The organism is Buttiauxella sp. 3AFRM03, assembly GCF_003675305.1.
GTDB classification, from domain to species: Bacteria; Pseudomonadota; Gammaproteobacteria; order Enterobacterales; family Enterobacteriaceae; genus Buttiauxella; species Buttiauxella ferragutiae.
Window position 1 is genome coordinate 2,610,043 of sequence record NZ_CP033076.1, and the last position, 18,819, is coordinate 2,628,861.

Annotated in this window: 5 protein-coding genes; all 5 read left to right on the top strand. The window is 57.0% G+C overall.

Going from position 1 to position 18,819, the window contains the following annotated elements; genetic code table 11:
• Window positions 1-176: 176 nt before the first annotated feature.
• Genes D8682_RS13750 through D8682_RS13770 form a run of 5 tightly spaced genes read left to right on the top strand, consistent with a single transcriptional unit; the run spans window position 177 to window position 18,585 of the window.
• Window positions 177-12,341: an Ig-like domain-containing protein gene (locus tag D8682_RS13750; protein WP_121814507.1), complete on the top strand. Its 12,165-nt coding sequence runs from the start codon at window positions 177-179 to the stop codon at window positions 12,339-12,341.
• A gap of 38 nt (window positions 12,342-12,379) precedes the next feature.
• Entirely contained in the window at window positions 12,380-14,287 is a 1,908-nt protein-coding gene (locus D8682_RS13755; protein ID WP_121814508.1) for a TolC family protein, read from the top strand.
• A gap of 7 nt (window positions 14,288-14,294) precedes the next feature.
• Window positions 14,295-15,134: an efflux RND transporter periplasmic adaptor subunit gene (locus D8682_RS13760; protein WP_083963222.1), complete on the top strand. Its 840-nt coding sequence runs from the start codon at window positions 14,295-14,297 to the stop codon at window positions 15,132-15,134.
• A complete protein-coding gene (locus tag D8682_RS13765; RefSeq protein WP_121814509.1) occupies window positions 15,131-16,483 on the top strand; it encodes an efflux RND transporter periplasmic adaptor subunit in 1,353 nt (450 codons plus the stop codon). The genes D8682_RS13760 and D8682_RS13765 overlap by 4 nt, the downstream gene beginning before the upstream one ends.
• Entirely contained in the window at window positions 16,480-18,585 is a 2,106-nt protein-coding gene (locus D8682_RS13770; RefSeq protein ID WP_238392847.1) for an HlyD family efflux transporter periplasmic adaptor subunit, read from the top strand. The genes D8682_RS13765 and D8682_RS13770 overlap by 4 nt, the downstream gene beginning before the upstream one ends.
• Window positions 18,586-18,819: the final 234 nt, after the last annotated feature.

The window sequence follows — 18,819 nt, forward strand, 5'->3', positions numbered from 1 at the left end:
CTTAAATATCTTAACTAGCAGTTAAAAACCATATAATAAATATGGCTAATCAATATAAGAATAATCGCAGAAACATTCGTAAATATTATGTAATAAGGACATAGAGCATCTACATATTATGTAACTTGCATGTATCATTGATGTTAATGACGCTGAAGTTGCCAAGAGTAAATGCCATGTCCAGACCTCGAAACGATAATCCCACCCGCCCTCGTCACCACCGTTTCGCTCTTGAGCCACGCCAGTTATTCGACGGTGCGGCAGCCGTTGAAAGCGCTAATCATGCAGATAACCCATTAGATGCCACGCATCATGACAACGCCCCTGACGCCGCAAAAGCGGTGTTTGTGCCACCGGCACCGGTGCCAGCGCCTGCGTCAATAACCGCCCCTGCGCCTACCGATGCCCCTGCCGCACATGAAGTGTATGTGGTCGACAGCCATGTACAGAATTGGCAATCACTGGTAAATCAATTGCCGGAAGGCAGCCGCGTGGTGGTGCTCGACGCACAACATTCCGGGCTGGAACAGATTAATGAAGCGCTTAAGAACGATAAAAATATCACCGCGATTCATATCATCAGCCACGGTGCCAGCGATGAAATCACCCTGGGTAGCGACAAACTTAACGATCAGACCATTACGCAGTACCAGCAGCAATTAGAAAAACTTGGCGAAAAGCTGACGACTGACGGCGATATTTTGCTGTATGGCTGCAACGTCACGGCGCAAGACACCACGCTGATTACGCGTATGGCGGATTACACCCACGCAGATGTTGCCGCATCCAGTGACGAAACCGGCAGCGCGTTAAAAGCCGCCGACTGGACGCTGGAATCCCACACCGGGGTGATTGAAACCCGTTCGCTCGAGCTGGCTTACGACGGCGTTTTGCAGGCACCTGAACTGACCACCCGCGTGCCGGACATGGTGGTTTCCGAACCCAGCGTACTGCACCCAGGTGCGGAAACCGGCAGCTTTAGCGGCTTAACACTGAATGTCAGTGATGAAAAAGTTGCCATCAGTGTCACGCTGACCAACGGTGCCGCAGGCGATCTGGTTAATGGTAGCTCGGCGGGGAAAACGCTGGAGTTCGTCGGTTCGGTGGCGGATGCGCAAGCCTGGCTTAACGCGCTGAAATTTACCGCCAGCGATAGCGAACTCGGCCAGCAATCTGCCACAACCGACGTGCAGTTTTATATCCTGACGCTGTCCGGCAACGACAGCCTGGTAACGCATATCACCGTCACACCTGCCAACGACCCGGTGGTGGTGGATAACAGCACCTTGATCGTGCCAGAAAATAACGGTGCGGGAACCGTGATTACCGAAGCCACGCTCGCAGCGCTGGATCCAGAATTAGCCGCGGGTGCGCAAAGTGCCTCGCAAATTGTCTACAGCCTGACCGAGATGCCGCAATACGGTTATCTGACCTTAAACGGCACGCGGCTGGGGGTCGGCTCGGTGTTTACCCAGCAAGATGTGCGCGATAACAAGCTGGTGTATGTCCACACTGCAACAGGCAGTGCACAAAACACCGCCGACAGTTTCACCGCCAAAGTGAACGACGGCGCAACGCCAATTAATCTTTCCGACACTGTGAAAGTGACGCTGGAAATCGCCCCGGAAAACCAGCCGCCAACCGTTTCAGGCGGTGGGATTGTCTTTGAAGGGCAGCCTGCCAACGCGGCCAACACCGGCAACGTTGGGCAATATATTGTCGCCGATGGCGGTGGCGATACCCAGGACGGCGAACTCACCTTAACGATTACGGCGCTGCCTACTCACGGCACGCTCTATTTTAATGGTGTGGCGGTGATTCAGGGACAGCAGATCAGTTATAACGACCGCAACTTGCTGACCTATGAAAACAACGGCGAAGAAGGCATTACACAAGACACCTTCGGCGTGCGCGTCACCGACCAGGGCGGCGGCACCGCAACACCTGCCAGCAGCGATGCGCTGATTGCGCTGACTATCCAGCCGGTGGATGACGACCCGGCTCTCAATCCGGATTCCACCCTGCTCGCCGATGTGGCGGATGGGCCGGACAGCGTGGTGCTGATGCCAGAAATGCTCGCCAGCATCGATGAGGACTCCCCACCAGACCGCGTCAGCTTTGTGGTTAACGTTGACGGGCTAACACACGGTTACCTGACGCTGAACGGCGCGCGCATGCAGAACGGCGACACCTTCACCATGGAAGATGTGGTGGAAGGACGGGTGGTTTATACCCAGTATTTGAACGCGCCCATTGATGGCATCGACAAATTTAGTTTCCGCGTCATCGACCACTCCACCGCTCTGCGCTGGAATGCCGATGGCAGCACTTTCACGCGCCAGGGCGGGATTTGGGACAGCGAAAGTCCCGATGCCAAATTGACCCATTTCGACTTCACCATTGGCCTGGTGCCGCTGGCCAACAACCCGCCACCGGATCAAGTCCCGCCGCTGGATACTTCAGGCGATACAACAAGTTCTGGCTATATTGGCGATGATCCCAATGGCGCGGCGCATGGAATTATTCTGGAAGGCGGCTCACTGACCCTTTCCGGCACCGGTAATATTAGCGATGCCACGCCGGGCATGAGTTACGTGGTTCCGGGTGTTCAGCCCGAGCAAATTGTCTATACCTTCCTGGGCAGCGGCAGCGGGCAAACCGGCCTGACCATCCTGAAAAGCGATGGCAACGGCGGTTACACGGTGATCAACGCTTTCGGTACCTTTACCCAGGCCGATTTGAACAACGGGTTAATCAGCGTTCGCCATGACGGTGGCGAAAACTTCCACTTCGATGGCAAGTTTTCGGTTTCCGCAGGACAAGTCACGCTCGATAGCACCGGCAACCCAATGGCGGTGACCTGGAACCCGGAACTGAAAGTGTTCGTCACACCGGTGAACGACGCGCCGGTGATTGCCGGTTCTTCCAACACCGTGCTGGCAGAAGGCGAAACGGTGATCATCACCAACTCGCAGCTGCAACTGGGCGACCCAGATGACGCCAACAGCGGCTCACCGTGGGAAGATGGCCCAACGATCAACGGCAACGACAATAACTACGCTTACAATAACGATCTCACAGGCGACAGGGCGCTGAAGTTTGCCTTCCTGACTCTGCCGACCGGCGGCGTGCTGCAATACTTTAACGGCACCAGTTGGGTGACGATCACTGATGCAGATATCGGCACCTTAAAGCTCGATGCCAGTTTGCTGAAAAACGACAGCACCAGCGGCCTGCGCTTTGTCAGCAACGGATCTGAAGTCCGCAGCACCAGCTTTGTGGCTTATGCGGTGGACCGCTGGGGCATGCAGTCGGCGACCAACGCCACGGTGGGCATCACCATCACCAACGTCAACGATGGGCCGAAAATCCCCCAGACGCCGGATAGCCCGGAAATTGTGGTACCGCCAGATTCACCGAACAATATCGGCGGCCAACCGGCCAACAACCCGGCGACAGTGGTTGAAGGCAGCTATGTGCAAATCAATGGCTCGCAGTTGCAGGCTTACGACCCCGACAGCAGCCCTGAGCAGGTGCAATTTACCATCACCAACTCACCGGACCACGGGCATCTGGCCTTTTCCCGCGACGGCGTGAATTTTAGCACCATCGGCAATGGCTCAACCTTCACGCAGGCCGACATTAACAACGGTTATATTTATTACCTGAATGACGGCGATGAAATCAGCGGCGACGGCCTCAATGCCGATGGCTTCGACTTCACGCTGTCTGATGGTGACAAAGAACAAGCCGCTAATCATTTCGCGATTAATATTACCCCGGCAAACGACAAACCCACTGTCACCGCCCCTTCCGGGCCAATTGACATCGGTGGCAATTCCCATGCGGTCAGCGGATTTACCGTTGCCGACCCGGATATCACTGGCACCAGCAGCGCGACCAATATTCTCCAGACCACCGTGCGCCTGCTACACAACGATGGCAGTGCGTTCAGCCAAAGCGAATACAACAACATCAGGCTGGCGGCCAATGGTGCAAGTGGCGCACTGATTACCGGCGGCGACGGCGGTTATCTGGTGATCACCGGGACTGTCGCGCAGATCAACAGTGCGCTGAGCGGTTTGACCGTCACCTTCCCTGATGACCGCAACACCGTTTATCAGGTGCAGGTGATTACCGATGACCGCTTGCGTACCGGCAATGGTCAGCTCAATGGCTCAGCCAACGGCGGGCCGGTCAACCAGCCGACTAACCCGGCAACCGGCTCGCTGCCAGGCGCTGTCGATAACGTCAATTACGACTGGTATCAGGATGGCGTCCCCGCCAATAACGGCAATATTTCGGCAAACCAGGTGGCGATTAACGCCTCGGAAGTCAACGACCCTGGCACGCTGGTCGTCACCGATAGCGACAAAACCACCTTTGAAGATCAAGCTACCTGGATTGGCGGTGATTTCGTCATTACTGACGTGGAATCCAGCGCCTTTGGCAAACCTGTGACCGTGACGCTGACGGTCGGCCAGGGGCAACTGGGGATTGGCGGTACTGCCAATGACAGCAGCCTGGAAATTAACGGCGTGACGATTCAGGGCGATAATTCCGGCACCCTGATTTTGACCGGCACCGCCAGCGCAATTCAGGCCTTGCTCAACGACCCGACCAACGGCCTGACCTACAAAAGTGCGCTGAATGCCAACCACGACCAGAACGGCGCGGCAGCAGGCGATGTGACGCTGAATGTTCATCTCGACACCAGCACTGCCAGCGTCGGCGACACCGGTGGCCTGCCGCCTGCCGATGTGCAAATAGCGCTGACGATTACGCCAGTGAACGACCCGCCAACCATCACCGCGCCTTCGGACACCATTCTGCTCGACAACAACGCGCCGGGCGGCAATAACGTCGACGGCTTTGTGATTGGCGACCCGGATGTTGCGGACGCAGGCGGTATTGCGGCAGGTGAAAACGACATCGTGCAGGTGACGGTACGCATCACCGATGAAAACGGCAACCCGTTGAGCGTGTCGCAGTATCGCGATCAGCAAAACTCGGCGATTACCATTTCGTCGCTCAACACCACCTCTGGCGTGTTTATCCAGAACACCAGCCAGGACGGCGTGACGCCGCCCTCCAACGGGCAAAACGCGCCGCTGGTGATAACCGGTACCGTCGCGCAAATCAACGCTTACCTCGCGCAACTGCAAGTCACTATGCGCGGGGCGATTCTTGACGATGCTGACCAGTATTTCCGCGTTGAAGTGATTGTTGATGACCGCGTGCGTGATGCCAATGGCAACCTGACCAGCTCCGCAAACGGCGGCGATAACATCGGTCCTGGCGGTGTTGGCACCTCGCAAGTCCCCAACACGGTGATAAGCCCTTACGCCGCGATTCCCGGCGGGCTGGGGCAAAACGTGGCTTCCACTTACCGCACCATTTTCCAGAGCAGCGTTAACGACCCGGCACAAATCAAGCTCGGTGAAAATCCAGTACTGAATACCGATGAAAACAGTGCCACCGTGACGCTGCCGCCGATTACCATCAGTGATTCGGATGCGGGCAGCCAGAGCATGACGGTCACCGTGAAACTGCCGAACGGTTTTGTGTTTGTGGCCCCCACCGGTAGCGGCGGAACATTCACGGGAGCAGGCACCGACACGCTGACGTTCAACGGTTCTTACACGCAAATTAACAGTTATCTGGCGGGGCTGAGAGTCACACTGCCTGACGCAGATGGCAGCGCCACGGCGGCTGACTGGAACGGCAATTTCAGCGTCAAGGTAACGGTTAACGACCACGGTAATTCCGGCTCAAGGCCGGGATCGCTGCCAGGAAGTGGCAACGACCCGCATCAAGACCCAGGACAGGTGGAATACGAAGAAGGCGATGACCCATCTGCGCTTATCACCACGCGTGAATTTACCTTCACGGTCAACGCAGTGAACGATGCGCCAGAGGTGGTCGGCACGCCATCCGTCACCATCCCGACGCTTGAAGAAGATACCCTCGGCAGTTCGCTTGCGGGCAGCAACATTCACGACCTGTTCTTCGATTTCTTTAACGATGAACGCGACACCATCAATAACGACGGCACCGTTGGCGTGGGCGGCGGTAGCAGCGCAGACAGCTTCTATGGTGTGGCGATTACCAGCCACACGCCGAATACCGCGCAGGGCGACTGGCAATATTCGCTTGATGGCGGTACCAGCTGGCAGAACGTTGGGGCGCGTAGCGACAGCAACGCCCTGGTGCTTACCGCCAGCGCCTCGCTGCGTTTTGTTCCGGCAGCCAACTATTTCGGCGATCCGGTAACACTCGGTGTGCGTTTAGTGGAAACCAACGCCAATGGCGATGTTTCCAGCACACCTGCGCTGCCTGACAACGGCGAGCAAATTAATATTGATGCCACAGGCGGGCATGGCGGCACCTCGATCTACAGTGAAACCGTCATCACGCTAAGCACAGAGGTCACCAATATTAATGACCGCCCAACTCTTGGCGACACCACCGTCACCATTGCCGAAGACACCCCGACACCACAAACCATCGGGCAAATTTTCCAGTCAGTTTATGGTGATGCCACAGACAACCAGACCGCTATTGCAGGCGGTGGAAACGCCAGCGGCGCACTGGGGTTTATCGCCATTTATGGTGACGACACTGACGCCAGCAAAGGCCACTGGGAATACAGCACCGATGGTAGCAACTGGCTGACGATCCCGTCAGATGTCAGCGCCAGCAACGCGCTGGTTCTCGCCAGCACCACGCAACTGCGCTTTGTGCCATTAGGCGATTACAACGGCCCGGTGAGTGGCGGCCTGCAACTGCGCGCCTCGGATACCACCGATACTTCGTCGTCAGGCGCAGGGGTGACGAATGGGCGGGTGAATTTCTTCGATTTCGCCAAAGACGGCGACCAGACGTCACATTGGTCGAATACCGCCAGGCTTTCCGTGACGGTGACGCCAGTGACCGACGCCGCCAACGACAGCTTCACCACCCACGCCAATGTGCCACTGGTGAATAACACCAGCGATTTACTGCTCAACGACACCTTCAGCAATAGCGATAAAACCGTGACCGCCGTGACGCAGCCGTCGCACGGCACGCTGACGTTAGTCAACAATGTGCTGACTTACACGCCAGATACCGGGTATGTCGGCTCCGACAGTTACACCTATACCGTGGTCAGCGGCGGCATCACCGAAACCGCGACCGTGACGATTAACGTCACCAACCAGGCTCCAACTGGCGTCACCGATAACCTGTCGATTGACGAAGATAGCCCGTTAACCCTCGGCAACGTGCTCACCAATGACAGCGACCCCGATGGCGCAGTCGATACCTTAACCGTGAAGAATTTCACCGTTGAGGGCAACACTTACGCAGCAGGTACCACCGTGAAACTGACGGGCAGCCACGGCACCTTACTCATCAACGCCGATGGCAGTTACCTCTATACGCCCGGCGGTGACTGGCATGGTGACATTGCCGTCAGTTATGTGGTCAGCGATGGCAATATGGGCGGCGACAGCAGTGCGGTGCTCGGTATCCACGTCGCCGCCGTTGACGATGCGAAAAACGATGTCGAAATCGAGCACACTGGCACGGTGATCACCACCGATGTGCTGGGAAATGACACCTTCAGCAATATCGATCAAGCCGTGACCAGTTTCACTCAGCCACAACACGGTACCGTGACGCTCGGGCCAAACAACAAGCTGATTTATACCCCGGATGCGGGTTTTGTCGGCAGCGACCGCTACAACTACACCGTGACCAGCGGCGGAGTGACGGAAACCGCGACGGTGTTTATCTTTATGACTAACACCCCGCCAGACGCTTCCAACCAATTCGCGGTCACCGATGAAGACACGCCAGCCAGCGGCGATGTTTTACACCTGATTATTGACCCGGACGGCGACCCGCTTCATGTGGTCGATTTCCAGATTGACGGTATCAGCGGGACATTTGCCGCCGGGCAAAAAGTGACTATCGCCGGCAAAGGCGATTTCACGCTAAATACCGATGGCAGTTACCTCTTTACGCCCGTTCCAGACTGGAACGGCAAAGTGCCGACCATCACCTTCCACGTTTCCGATAACACCAGCGTGCCGCCAACCGAAAGCTCGCTGGACATCACCGTGCGCCCGATGGTCGACATTACCCACGATACCGCGACCACCCACGCCGGTACGCCAGTGACCATTGATGTGTTAGCTAACGACCATTTCAGCAACTCCGATGCGGCCATCCAGCAGACCGTATTCTCGGCAGCGCATGGCACCGTCACTCTTGTCGGCAACAAACTGGTCTACACGCCGAATGCCGGATATGTCGGTGACGATGTATTTACTTACACGGTGAAAAGCGGCGGCATTGAAGAAACCGCCTCCGTCACCGTCACCATGACCAACACCTTGCCGGAACCGCGCAACTCGGTAGTGCGAACCCCGGAAGATACAACGATTACTAATGGCGATTTGCTGGATGGCGCGCGCGATGCCGATTCAGACACGCTGACGGTCACCAACTTCACGATTGACGGCGTAGTCTATGCGGCGGATGAGTCCGTCGAGATTGAAGGAAAAGGCACGCTGACCATCCACAGCGACGGGCTTTACACCTTCGTTCCGGTGCCGGACTGGAACGGGCAGGTACCGCCTGTCACCTTTACCGTCAGCGATGGCAACAACGGCGGCCAGGTCACCCGCAACCTGGTGATTATTGTCCAGCCGGTGGCCGATATTCTGCCGGACAACGCCACCACGCATGCCGATAACCCGGTCGCCATCGACGTACTGCATAACGACAGCTTCAGCAACGACACCAAAACCGTGACCGCCAGCAGTGACGGCACCACGCTTGGGCGCGTAGAAGTATTGTCTAATAACACCATTCGCTACACCCCTCCGCCAGGATTTGTCGGCACCGATACCTTTAGCTATTCGGTGACCAGCGGCGGAATCACCGAAACCAGCACCGTCACGGTAGTGGTCACCAACACCGCGCCAACCGCCAGAGATATGGAACTGACGATGGATGAAGACGGTACGTCGTTGAGCGGTTTGCTGACTGCCAGCGATGTCGATTCCGACGTAGTGCGGGTGACGTCATTCCATGTCGACGGTATTAGCGATGATTTCCTGATCGGCAATTTTGGCACCACCAGCGCCATTATTCCGGGCGTCGGCACCTTTACGCTGTCGTATGACCGCCACTACACCTTCACGCCGCTGGCGGACTGGAACGGTGACGTGCCAAAAATCACTTACACCGTGACCGATGATAACGGCGGCGCAACCGCCGTCGGGCATGTGGATATTACGGTGAATCCGGTGGTCGACATCGCTGATGACACTGCGACTCTTCACGCCGGAGGCAGTTCGACGATCAACGTGCTCGCCAACGACAATTTTGAGAATGACGATCGCGCTGTCACCCTCGTTGGCGCTGCGCAAAACGGCACCGTCACTATTGGCACGAACGGCAACGTGACATATACGCCGTCGCCGGAATTTGTTGGTACTGACAGCTACACCTACACCGTCACCAGCGGCGGCGTGACAGAAACCGCCACGGTGTTTGTCACCGTCGAGAACACCGCACCCATCGCTAACCCTGATACACAGACGGTGAACGAAGATTCGACAATCACCGGCAACGTGCTGGATAACGACCGCGATCCTGATAACAGCACGTCGGTGCAGGACACGTTGCGCGTCACCAGCTTTACCTTACCAGGTGAAAGCGTGGCGCATCTGGTGGGCGAAGCCGTCACCATTAGCGGCATTGGCGAGCTGACATTAAACGCTGATGGCAGCTATCAATTTGTGCCGGTTGGCGACTGGAACGGCTCGATTCCGCTCATCACCTATCAGATCAGCGACGGCCACACGGGCGGCACCGCCAGCAGCACGCTGACGCTGGAAATCACAGCGGTCGATGATATTGCACCGGATTCCGCCAGCACCCACGCGGGGCAGCCGGTCACTATCGACGTGCTGAGCAACGACAGTTTCGAAAATGGCGACCGTGAGATTACCACCACCAGCAGCGGCGCGCACGGCAGTGCCACCATTGTCGATGGCAAAATCGTCTACACCCCGCTGGCGGGTTTTGTTGGCAGCGACAGCTTCACCTATACCGTCACCAGCGGCGGCAAGCTGGAAACCACCACGGTGACGGTGCAAATCACCAACAGCGCGCCACTGGCCAACCCGGACATTAACACCACGCCGGAAGACACCGTGGCGCGCGGCAACGTGCTGACTAACGACACCGATGCCGACCCTGACGACGCTGCGGCACTTCACGTCACCCGTTTTACTATTGACGGTAACGTGTATGCGCCAGGCAGCGTGGTGACGTTAAGCGGCATGGGCGTACTGACGTTACGCGCCAACGGCAACTGGACTTTCGTTCCGGTCGCTGACTGGAATGGCACCCTGCCGGTGGTGAGTTACGACATGAGTGACGGCAACGACGGCGGGGTTTCCAGTTCCTCGTTAAGCATTACCATCGCGCCAGTTCAGGATGCCTTTAACGACCTGATTTCCGTCAACGGCAACAGCTCGGTGACCAGCGATGTGCTGGCAAACGACACTTTCAGCAACAACGATAACGCTATCGTTAGCATCAGCCAGGGCAACCACGGCACCGTCAGTGTCGAAAACGGAAAAATCACCTACACGCCGAATCTGGGTTATGTCGGCAACGACAGCTACACCTACACCGTGCTAAGCGGCGGCATTCTGGAAACCGCCACTGTGGTGGTGCGCGTCGCCGATCTCGCGCCGATCGTTAACCCAGAAGCGGTGATCACCCAGGAAAATACGCCGATCTCCGGAAATCTGTTAACTAACGACAGCGATCCGAACGGCGACCCGCTGCATATCTCCGTATTCCAGGTGGGTGGTACGCGCTACAACGCGGGCGAAACCGCGCTGCTGGCGGGCATTGGCAGCCTGACGGTGCAAGCCGATGGCAGCTACACCTTTACGCCGGTAAACAACTGGCATGGCTTCGTGCCTGCGGTTACTTACACCGTCAGTGACGGTTACGCCGTTGGGGAAACCAACGGTACGCTGCGCATTCTGGTAGCACCGTCGGTGGAAATTCAGGTGCGCGAAGATGGCCTGACGCCGCTCGACCCTGGCGCTCAGGAAGTCAGCGGCACGCTTGATTTGCTGTCGCTCGATAAACTGAAAACCTTCACTTTCCAGGGCCGGGTAATCACCGCCGAGCAGCTATTGCAGCTCAATCCGCTGTCGCCAATCACCATCGAAACCGTGACCGGCACCATCACGCTGCTGGCTTATTACAGCGCAGCCGATGGCGAAGGGCATCTGGATTATCGCTTTGTGTTGCGCGAGGCGGTGGCGCAGCCAGGCCAAATCAGCACCCACAACGATTACGCCGTGGAAGTGAACGGCGTCAACGTCGGGCAGTTGCGCATTACGGTGGTGAACGACCAGCCGACCGCCACCGATGACAGCGCGGAAATCTTGCAGGATCAAGGCCAGCAAAACGTCAGCGGTAACCTGTTTAACGACGACCGCATCGGTGCTGACCGGGCCGCAGACAACGGCCCCGTCACGGGTGTGATGTCAGAAAATACTGGCGCGGCCGGGACGATTGGCGGCACCAGCAGCGGCCAGTACGGCACGCTGTTTTTAGATAGCCAGGGCAACTGGCGCTATCAGGTCAACAGTGCCGATCCACGTGTGGCAGCATTGGATGCCAACGCCACTCTGAGCGAAGTGTTTGTCTACACCATCACCGACAGCGATGGCGACACCAGCGAAGCACGCCTGACGATCCGCATTTATGGCGTCACCGCGATGCCCAATGACAACAACGACCGTGATGGCGAGCAAATCTTTGGCCGTGACGACGACGAGTTGCTGACCCCTTACCGCCAAAGCTACCAGCCAGGGCTGTTTATTCTGCCATTAGTGTATGACTTACAAAGTGATGCTACTGGTCTGCAAACTCGCCTCAACAGCCAGTTTGCCGCGATCGGTTACGGCATCGAACAAGCCAGTTCACCAGTGATGCAGCAGGCCGTGCTGTTCTCGCGCTGGTACAACGACAGCCGTGAACAACGGGACTTGCCTGGTTTAGCAAGCAACGGGCTGGGGCAAAACTCACTGGGGAATTCGTTTGGCCCGTTTGGCATCGGGCAAGACAGTGAACGAAGCGCAACCCCACCCATCGCCATGGCACAAGAAAGACCCGCTCTGGAACGATCAGCAGGTGAACAACCTTCGGTTATCACCCTGGGAGCACAGCCTTTATCGGCACAGCTCGCAGCCCTTGAAAGAAAAACTTTGGCGTCCGGGAAGCACATTACAGTCCCGACAATCACTCGCCGGTAACTGGCTGAGAGCAATTGTTTAAGATGGAAAAAACAACGATGAACGCATACGTGGTGGCGCAATATAAAAAACGTGGCGTACCGTTAATCAAACCCGTGGCCGGTTTGATTGCGGTGCTGGTTTTGGCAGGCTGTGGCACGGTGAAACCGGAGCCGATGACTCAGGATGAAATCACCGCACGCGTGAATCGCGACCGGGCGGAAATGTACCGCGGGCAGGAAGCCCTGCATGGCCCACTGACGTTATCCGACGCGATGGCGCGAGCGTTAAAATATAACCTCGATTACCGCCTGAAAATGATGGAAACCGCGCTGTCACGCAGCCTGCTGGATGTCTCGCAACAAGACATGCTGCCAAAACTGATGACGGATGCCGGTTATCGCTGGCGTGATAACGATTCGGGCGGCACCAGTGTCGGCATTGACGATGGCGTGATCAGCCTGCGTCCTTCCACCTCGGAAGAGCGCTCACATTACCTTGCCAGCGCGACTTTTTCGTGGGATGTGCTCGACTTCGGGATGAGCTACTTCCGCGCTAAACAGCAGGCGGATGAAGTGAACATCGCCGAAGAACGCCGCCGCAAAGTGCTGCAAAACATCGTCCAGGAAGTGCGTGATGCCTACTGGCGAGCGCTGGGCGCGCAGCGTTTGCTGGATGAAACCCAACCGCTGGCCGAGCAAATTGCCCAGGCGCTGGATAAAACCCGCGGAGCCGAACAGGCGGGGATTTTGCCACCGGTTGAAGGGCTGGAGTACCAACGCGCCCTGCTGGATGGCATGACGTTGCTCAACCAGAAACGCCAGCAAATGGAGCTGGCGAAAAGCGAGCTGACGGCGCTGATCAACCTGCCGCCGGGCACGCCGCTGGTGTTGCAAGACACGCCAACGCCGCTGGCTCCGGCACCGACTAACATCGATAAGCTCGAGCAAATGGCGCTGGAACGCCGACCTGAATTGCGTGAAGAAGATTACAAAACACGCATCGACAGCTACGAAACCAAGCGGCAAATTGCCTCGTTATTCCCGAACCTGAACCTGTTCGCCGGGATTAACTACGACTCCAACGACTATCTCTACAACAGTAACTGGATTGAGAGTGGCGTGGGGGTTTCGATGAACCTGTTCAAACTGTTGAGCATTCCGTCGATTAGCACCGCCAACGACGCGCGCGCGCAAACCGATGATGCCCGCCGTATGGCGCTGAGCATGGCGGTGCTCACACAGGTGCGTGTCGCCACCGAACGCTACAAACTCGCCTCCTATGACTTCCAGATTGCCGAGCAATCGGCGCAAGTTGACCAGCGCCTGGCGAGTATTTCCCGCGCCGGATCGGACAACTCGCTGACCAGTGATTTGGAAACATTAAGAACCCAGGCGCGTTCGATTGTTTCCCGCTTCCAGGAAGCGTCATCGTATGCCGAAGCGCAGGCCGCTTATGGCCGAGTGCTGAACTCAGTAGGTATTGATTTGCTGCCAGATCAGGTGACAAAAACCGACGTTGCCAGCTTATCGCGACAAATTCAGACCAGTTTGCGCCAGCAAGAAAGTGCGGTATTTGCCCATGCCGCCGGTATTACTGTTGAAAAACACCCGGTGTCGATTCAGGTCACACGCCTGCCAGCAGGCGTTTCGCGTGGCAGCATCGAGCAATCCGTCGGGCGGGTAATTGAAGCGAACCACCTGTCGCTGGAACCGTCTCCGAGCAGTATCCATTTGCAAATGAGCTTTAGCGGCGGCACCAACAATGGCATGCGCAAAGGCGTGTGGACGATGCGTGTCAAAGATGCCACCGGTGCCGAAGTGCTGGCGCGTCAGTACGTGAGTTATCTGCCAAACGAAGCCAGCACGCGTTCTATCAGCGCCCTGGCCGAAGCGGCAACGTTATCGATTACCAGCGATTTACAACGAATTGCCGGGGCGACCCCCGTGTTGACCGCGACGCCATGAGGTATTTATGAAGACAAAAATAATGGTGGATGACGCTAACGCTTATCCACCCTACAAAAACAACAGCGTCATCCGACAAAAATGGATGGTCGGGTTGATCTGCGCACTTTCCTGCTTATCCGCGCCCGCGTTTGCCGCGGATGGCTCCGCTGCGGTGCGCTTCCTGGTACTCGCCAATCGTGAAAGCCCGCTTTCCAGCGTGGTTCCTGGGCGGATGGCGAAAATTAACGTCCAGTTGGGCGATACCGTCACGCAAGGCAAACTGCTGGCGAACATGGATTGTAGCGACCTGGTAGCCCGCAAAAATGCCGCTGAAGCGGAGTTTCACGCCGCCCAACTGCGCTATGAAGCCAAAGCTAAACTGCAAGGATTACAATCGGCTGCGGCACTGGAAGTGGGCTTAGCCGCTTCCGAAGTGAACCGCACCAAAGGCCAGATGGGGATATTTGACGCCCAACTGGCGCAGTGCCGCTTCGTGGCTCCATTCAATGGGCGCGTCGCTAAAATCTATGTCAAAGAAGGCCAGGGGATTGGTGCGGGTGCGCCAGTGATTGATCTGGTCGGCAGCGGGACTTTGCGCGCACGGTTAAACGTGCCGTCAAGCTGGGTGCCGTGGCTAAAAATCGGCTCGCAGCTGAATGCCTCGGTCGGTGAAACCGGCAAACAATATCCGCTCACGGTGACGCACATTAGCGGCAAAGTGGATGCCGTTAGCCAGACCATCGAAATCGAAACCCGCTTCCCGGACAAAACCGACGACGTATTACCCGGCATGAGCGGACAAGCGGTAGCGGTTTGCCCGCCGGATGAAAACCGTTGCCTGAAAAGCGGGACTGCCAATTCGTGACCAGCAGTGTAGCTTTTTACCAACTGGCCGCCCGAGTCGAAACCATCAGCAATGCCGCTGAACTCGGGTTTGCTATCTGTAATGAAACGCGCCAACTGGTGGATTACCGCCAGGCCGCACTGCTGTCGCTTGCACCCAATAACCGCGCCAAACTGGTGGCCCATTCAGGGCTGAGCGATACCGACAACAACACGCCGTATGCCTTATGGCTGGCGGATGTGGCGCAGGAAATTGCGCCACATTGCCGAGCCTTACCGCCGGAAGCCCGCGTGCTGGCGCTGGCACCCGCACAATTAAGCGAAACGCTGGCTAAGCTGTGGAACGAGTGGTTGCCGCCGCAGGTTTGGGTACTGCCGCTCACCGGTGCCGACGGCGAAATACACGCGTTGTGGTTTTTAGGGCGCGACGAACCGTGGCCAACCTCGCTGGCTCCAGCATCGCCAGAATTTACCCTGCTGCAACTGAGCGGTTTGTACGGTTACGCCTGGTGGGCGTTAACCGCGCGCCCGTCGCGCTTTAAGCAATTCTGGCAGCGCAACACCGGACGCCGCCTCGCTTATATCCTGCTGGCAGTGCTGCTGGTGCTGTGTATTCCGGTGCGCGAATACACGCTGGTGCCAGCGGAAATTATCTCGCTGCAAAGTGAAGTGATTGCCGCGCCCGATTCCGGGGTGATTAAGCGCATGGTGGTGTTGCCAAACAGCGATGTAGTGAAAGACCAGGTGCTGGCGACTCTCGACGACACCACGCTGCATAACCGGCTGGCGGTGGCACAGGCGGAGCTGGAAACCGCTGAAACCACGCTGCATCAGGCTTCTCAGCAAGCGATTGAAGATCAACAGGCCAAGTCAGAACTGGCGATGGCCGAAGGCAAATGGCGCGAGAAAAAAGTGGAAGTGGAGTCGATAGTCCGTGACATCGATAAACTCACGATTCGCGCCCCAGGCAACGGCGTTTTCGTCTATTCCGACCCGGATGACTGGGCTGGCCGCCCGGTGCAAACGGGTGAGCGTATTGGCCTGCTGGCTGACCCCAATAGCCTCGGCGTGCGCGCCTGGGCACCGGTCAGCGAATCCACCAACCTGAATCGCGGCGCACCGATGACGGTATTTTTGAAAGTCGCCCCGCTCGATTCTTTTAGCGCGAAACTGGATTACGCAGGCTATCAAACCGTTGAAGCGCCCAACGGCGTGGCCAGTTATTTGCTGCGCGGCACGCTTGAAGGTAAACCAGAAGTGGCGCGTATTGGCTTACAAGGAACCGCGCGAGTGACCGGTGACTGGGCAATGCTCGGTTACCTGTTGCTGCGCCGCCCTATCGCCACCTTGCGTGCCGGGAGCGGCTGGTGATAAGCGGTGCCGCCACAGCGCCGCCGTGGCCTGCGCTGCGTGATGAACTGCGCCTCAATAGCGCAGGCAGCAACCGCGATGGTTCGCCGGCCTGGCATTTGGCCGATCCGGTGCGCAACCTGTTTTTCCGCCTCGGCTGGCTGGAAATCGAAATTCTCAAACGCTGGCAACTGGCTGATACCGCAAAAATCGCACAGGCGATTAATCAACACACCACGCTGAATGTGGATGAAGAGGACGTCAAAGCGTTTGTGCTGTTTTTGCAGCAGCAACAATTGCTGCGCACTGCGCGTTATCGCCCGGCGTCATCGGTGTGGAAATGGCTGTTGCACAGTTATTTGTTTATTCGTATTCCGTTGATTCACCCTGAAAAAGCCCTGCGTAAAGCGCTGCCGTGGTTGCAGCCGCTGTTCAGCAAAACTTTCTTGTGGCTGACGCTGTTAGTGGCGATGGCCGGCATTGTGCTGGCGGCGCGCCAGTGGGATACCGTGGTTGCCACGCTGCATAATTCGGTGAGCTGGCAAGGTGCGGCGGCCTTTGCTATCGCGCTGGTGTTTTCCAAATGCTGGCATGAAATGGGGCACGCGTTAACCGCCACGCGCCACGGTGTGCGGGTTGGGCATATGGGTGTTGCGTTGCTGGTGATGCTGCCGATGGCCTACACCGACACCGGCGAAAGCTGGAAGCTGTTTCGTTCGCGCGATCGGCTAAAAATCGCCGCCGCCGGGATTGTCTCCGAGCTGGTGCTGGCGGCATGGGCGACGTTGCTGTGGTCATTCGCACCGGAAGGCAGCATCAAAAACGCGCTGTTTTTCCTGGCGACCACCGCCTGGGTGATGACAGTGGTGGTCAACGCCAGCCCGTTTATGCGCTTTGACGGCTACTACATTCTCAGCGATATGCTCGATTTCCCCGGCCTGCACGAACGCGCCGGAAACTGGGCAAAACGAGCGATGCGCTGGCACCTGTTTGGCATTAACGATCCCGCACCCGATAACGTCACTCCGGCCTTTGCGCGCTTTCTGACGCTGTTCGCTTTTGCCACCTGGATTTACCGCCTGCTGCTGTTTATCGGCATTGCGGTGGTGGTGTATCACGCCTTTTTTAAAGCGCTGGGCGTGATTTTATTTTTGGTAGAAATTGTCACTTTTGTGGTGCAACCGATGATCAAAGAGATCAAACACTGTTGGGCCAGACGCGAGGAAAGCCAGCCGTTTTATCGCCGCAGGTTGCTGCTGATTGCTATTGCCGCGCTGCTGGTTATTTTTGTGCCGTGGTCAAATAAAGTGAGCCTGCCAGGTGTAGTGGAAGCCGGTTTTGTGCAACCGATTTACACGCCCTACAGCGCACGCCTTGAGAAAGTTTTTGTCACCGACGGCCAGCAAGTAAAAGCTGGGCAACCGCTGTTTGAGCTGATTGCACCGTTGCCAGAAACCTCGCAACGTAAGGCCGAAGAAATGCGCCGCGCCTGGGAATACAGCGCCCGTGGTGCGTTAGGGCTGGAGAAAGACGGCCCCGCCAAACAGGTGCTGGCGGATCAAATGGCACGCCAGTATTCACTGCAACAAAGCGCGGGGAATAGCGAATTGCTGCGCCTGCGGTTAGTTGCCGCCTCGAATGGGCGCATTGAAGATCGCGATCTTTCTTTGCAGCCTGGAAGCTGGATCTCAGCATCCACGCATATCGCCACGCTGGTGAATGCCGATCGCTGGCGGGTGAAAGCGCTGGTCGGGGAAGAGGATCTGGCGCGTTTACGGGTAGGTGCAACAGCCAGGATTTATCAACCTGGCGAGTGGCAACCGCTTATCGGGCGCGTGGTGTCCATCGACCATAATGTGGTGACGCGCCTGCCTTCGTTGCTTTTAGCGAAAGAGCATGGCGGGCCGGTGGCATTAAACCCGACGGCGCAGGCCAAAGATTTGCGCCCGCAAGGGGTTTGGTATCGCGTATCGATTGAAGGTGATGGTAAAGCGGCAGTGTTGAACCGGGAAAATCTCGCGGATATTTCAGTGGCAAGCTCGCGCCAGAGTCTTGCGCATCGTTGGTTTAATAGTGTGTCATTGATGTTGATTCAGCAAACGGGAATGGGCAAAGAGGGGTAATTTCAGCAGCGTCCTGGCATGAATGTCGGATGACGCTGCGCTTATCCGACCTACGAAAACAAATAGTTTCAAACAACGCACATTAAAATTTGGGGGTTTTGTAGGGGAATAAGCCGCAGGCGTCATCCACCAAACAGCGACCAAAGTCAGCCCCTCTTTGCAGAGGGGCTTAGTCCTTGCTACAGGATGCTCAATGAGGTGCATATCATTTAATGAGGCGGCTAAGTTACATTC

Excerpts from the sequence above, each read along its gene's own strand:
- D8682_RS13755 (WP_121814508.1), top strand. The coding sequence starts at position 12,380 with ATGAACGCATACGTGGTGGCGCAATATAAAAAACGTGGCGTACCGTTA.
- D8682_RS13760 (WP_083963222.1), top strand. The coding sequence starts at position 14,295 with ATGAAGACAAAAATAATGGTGGATGACGCTAACGCTTATCCACCCTAC.
- D8682_RS13750 (WP_121814507.1), top strand. The coding sequence starts at position 177 with ATGTCCAGACCTCGAAACGATAATCCCACCCGCCCTCGTCACCACCGT.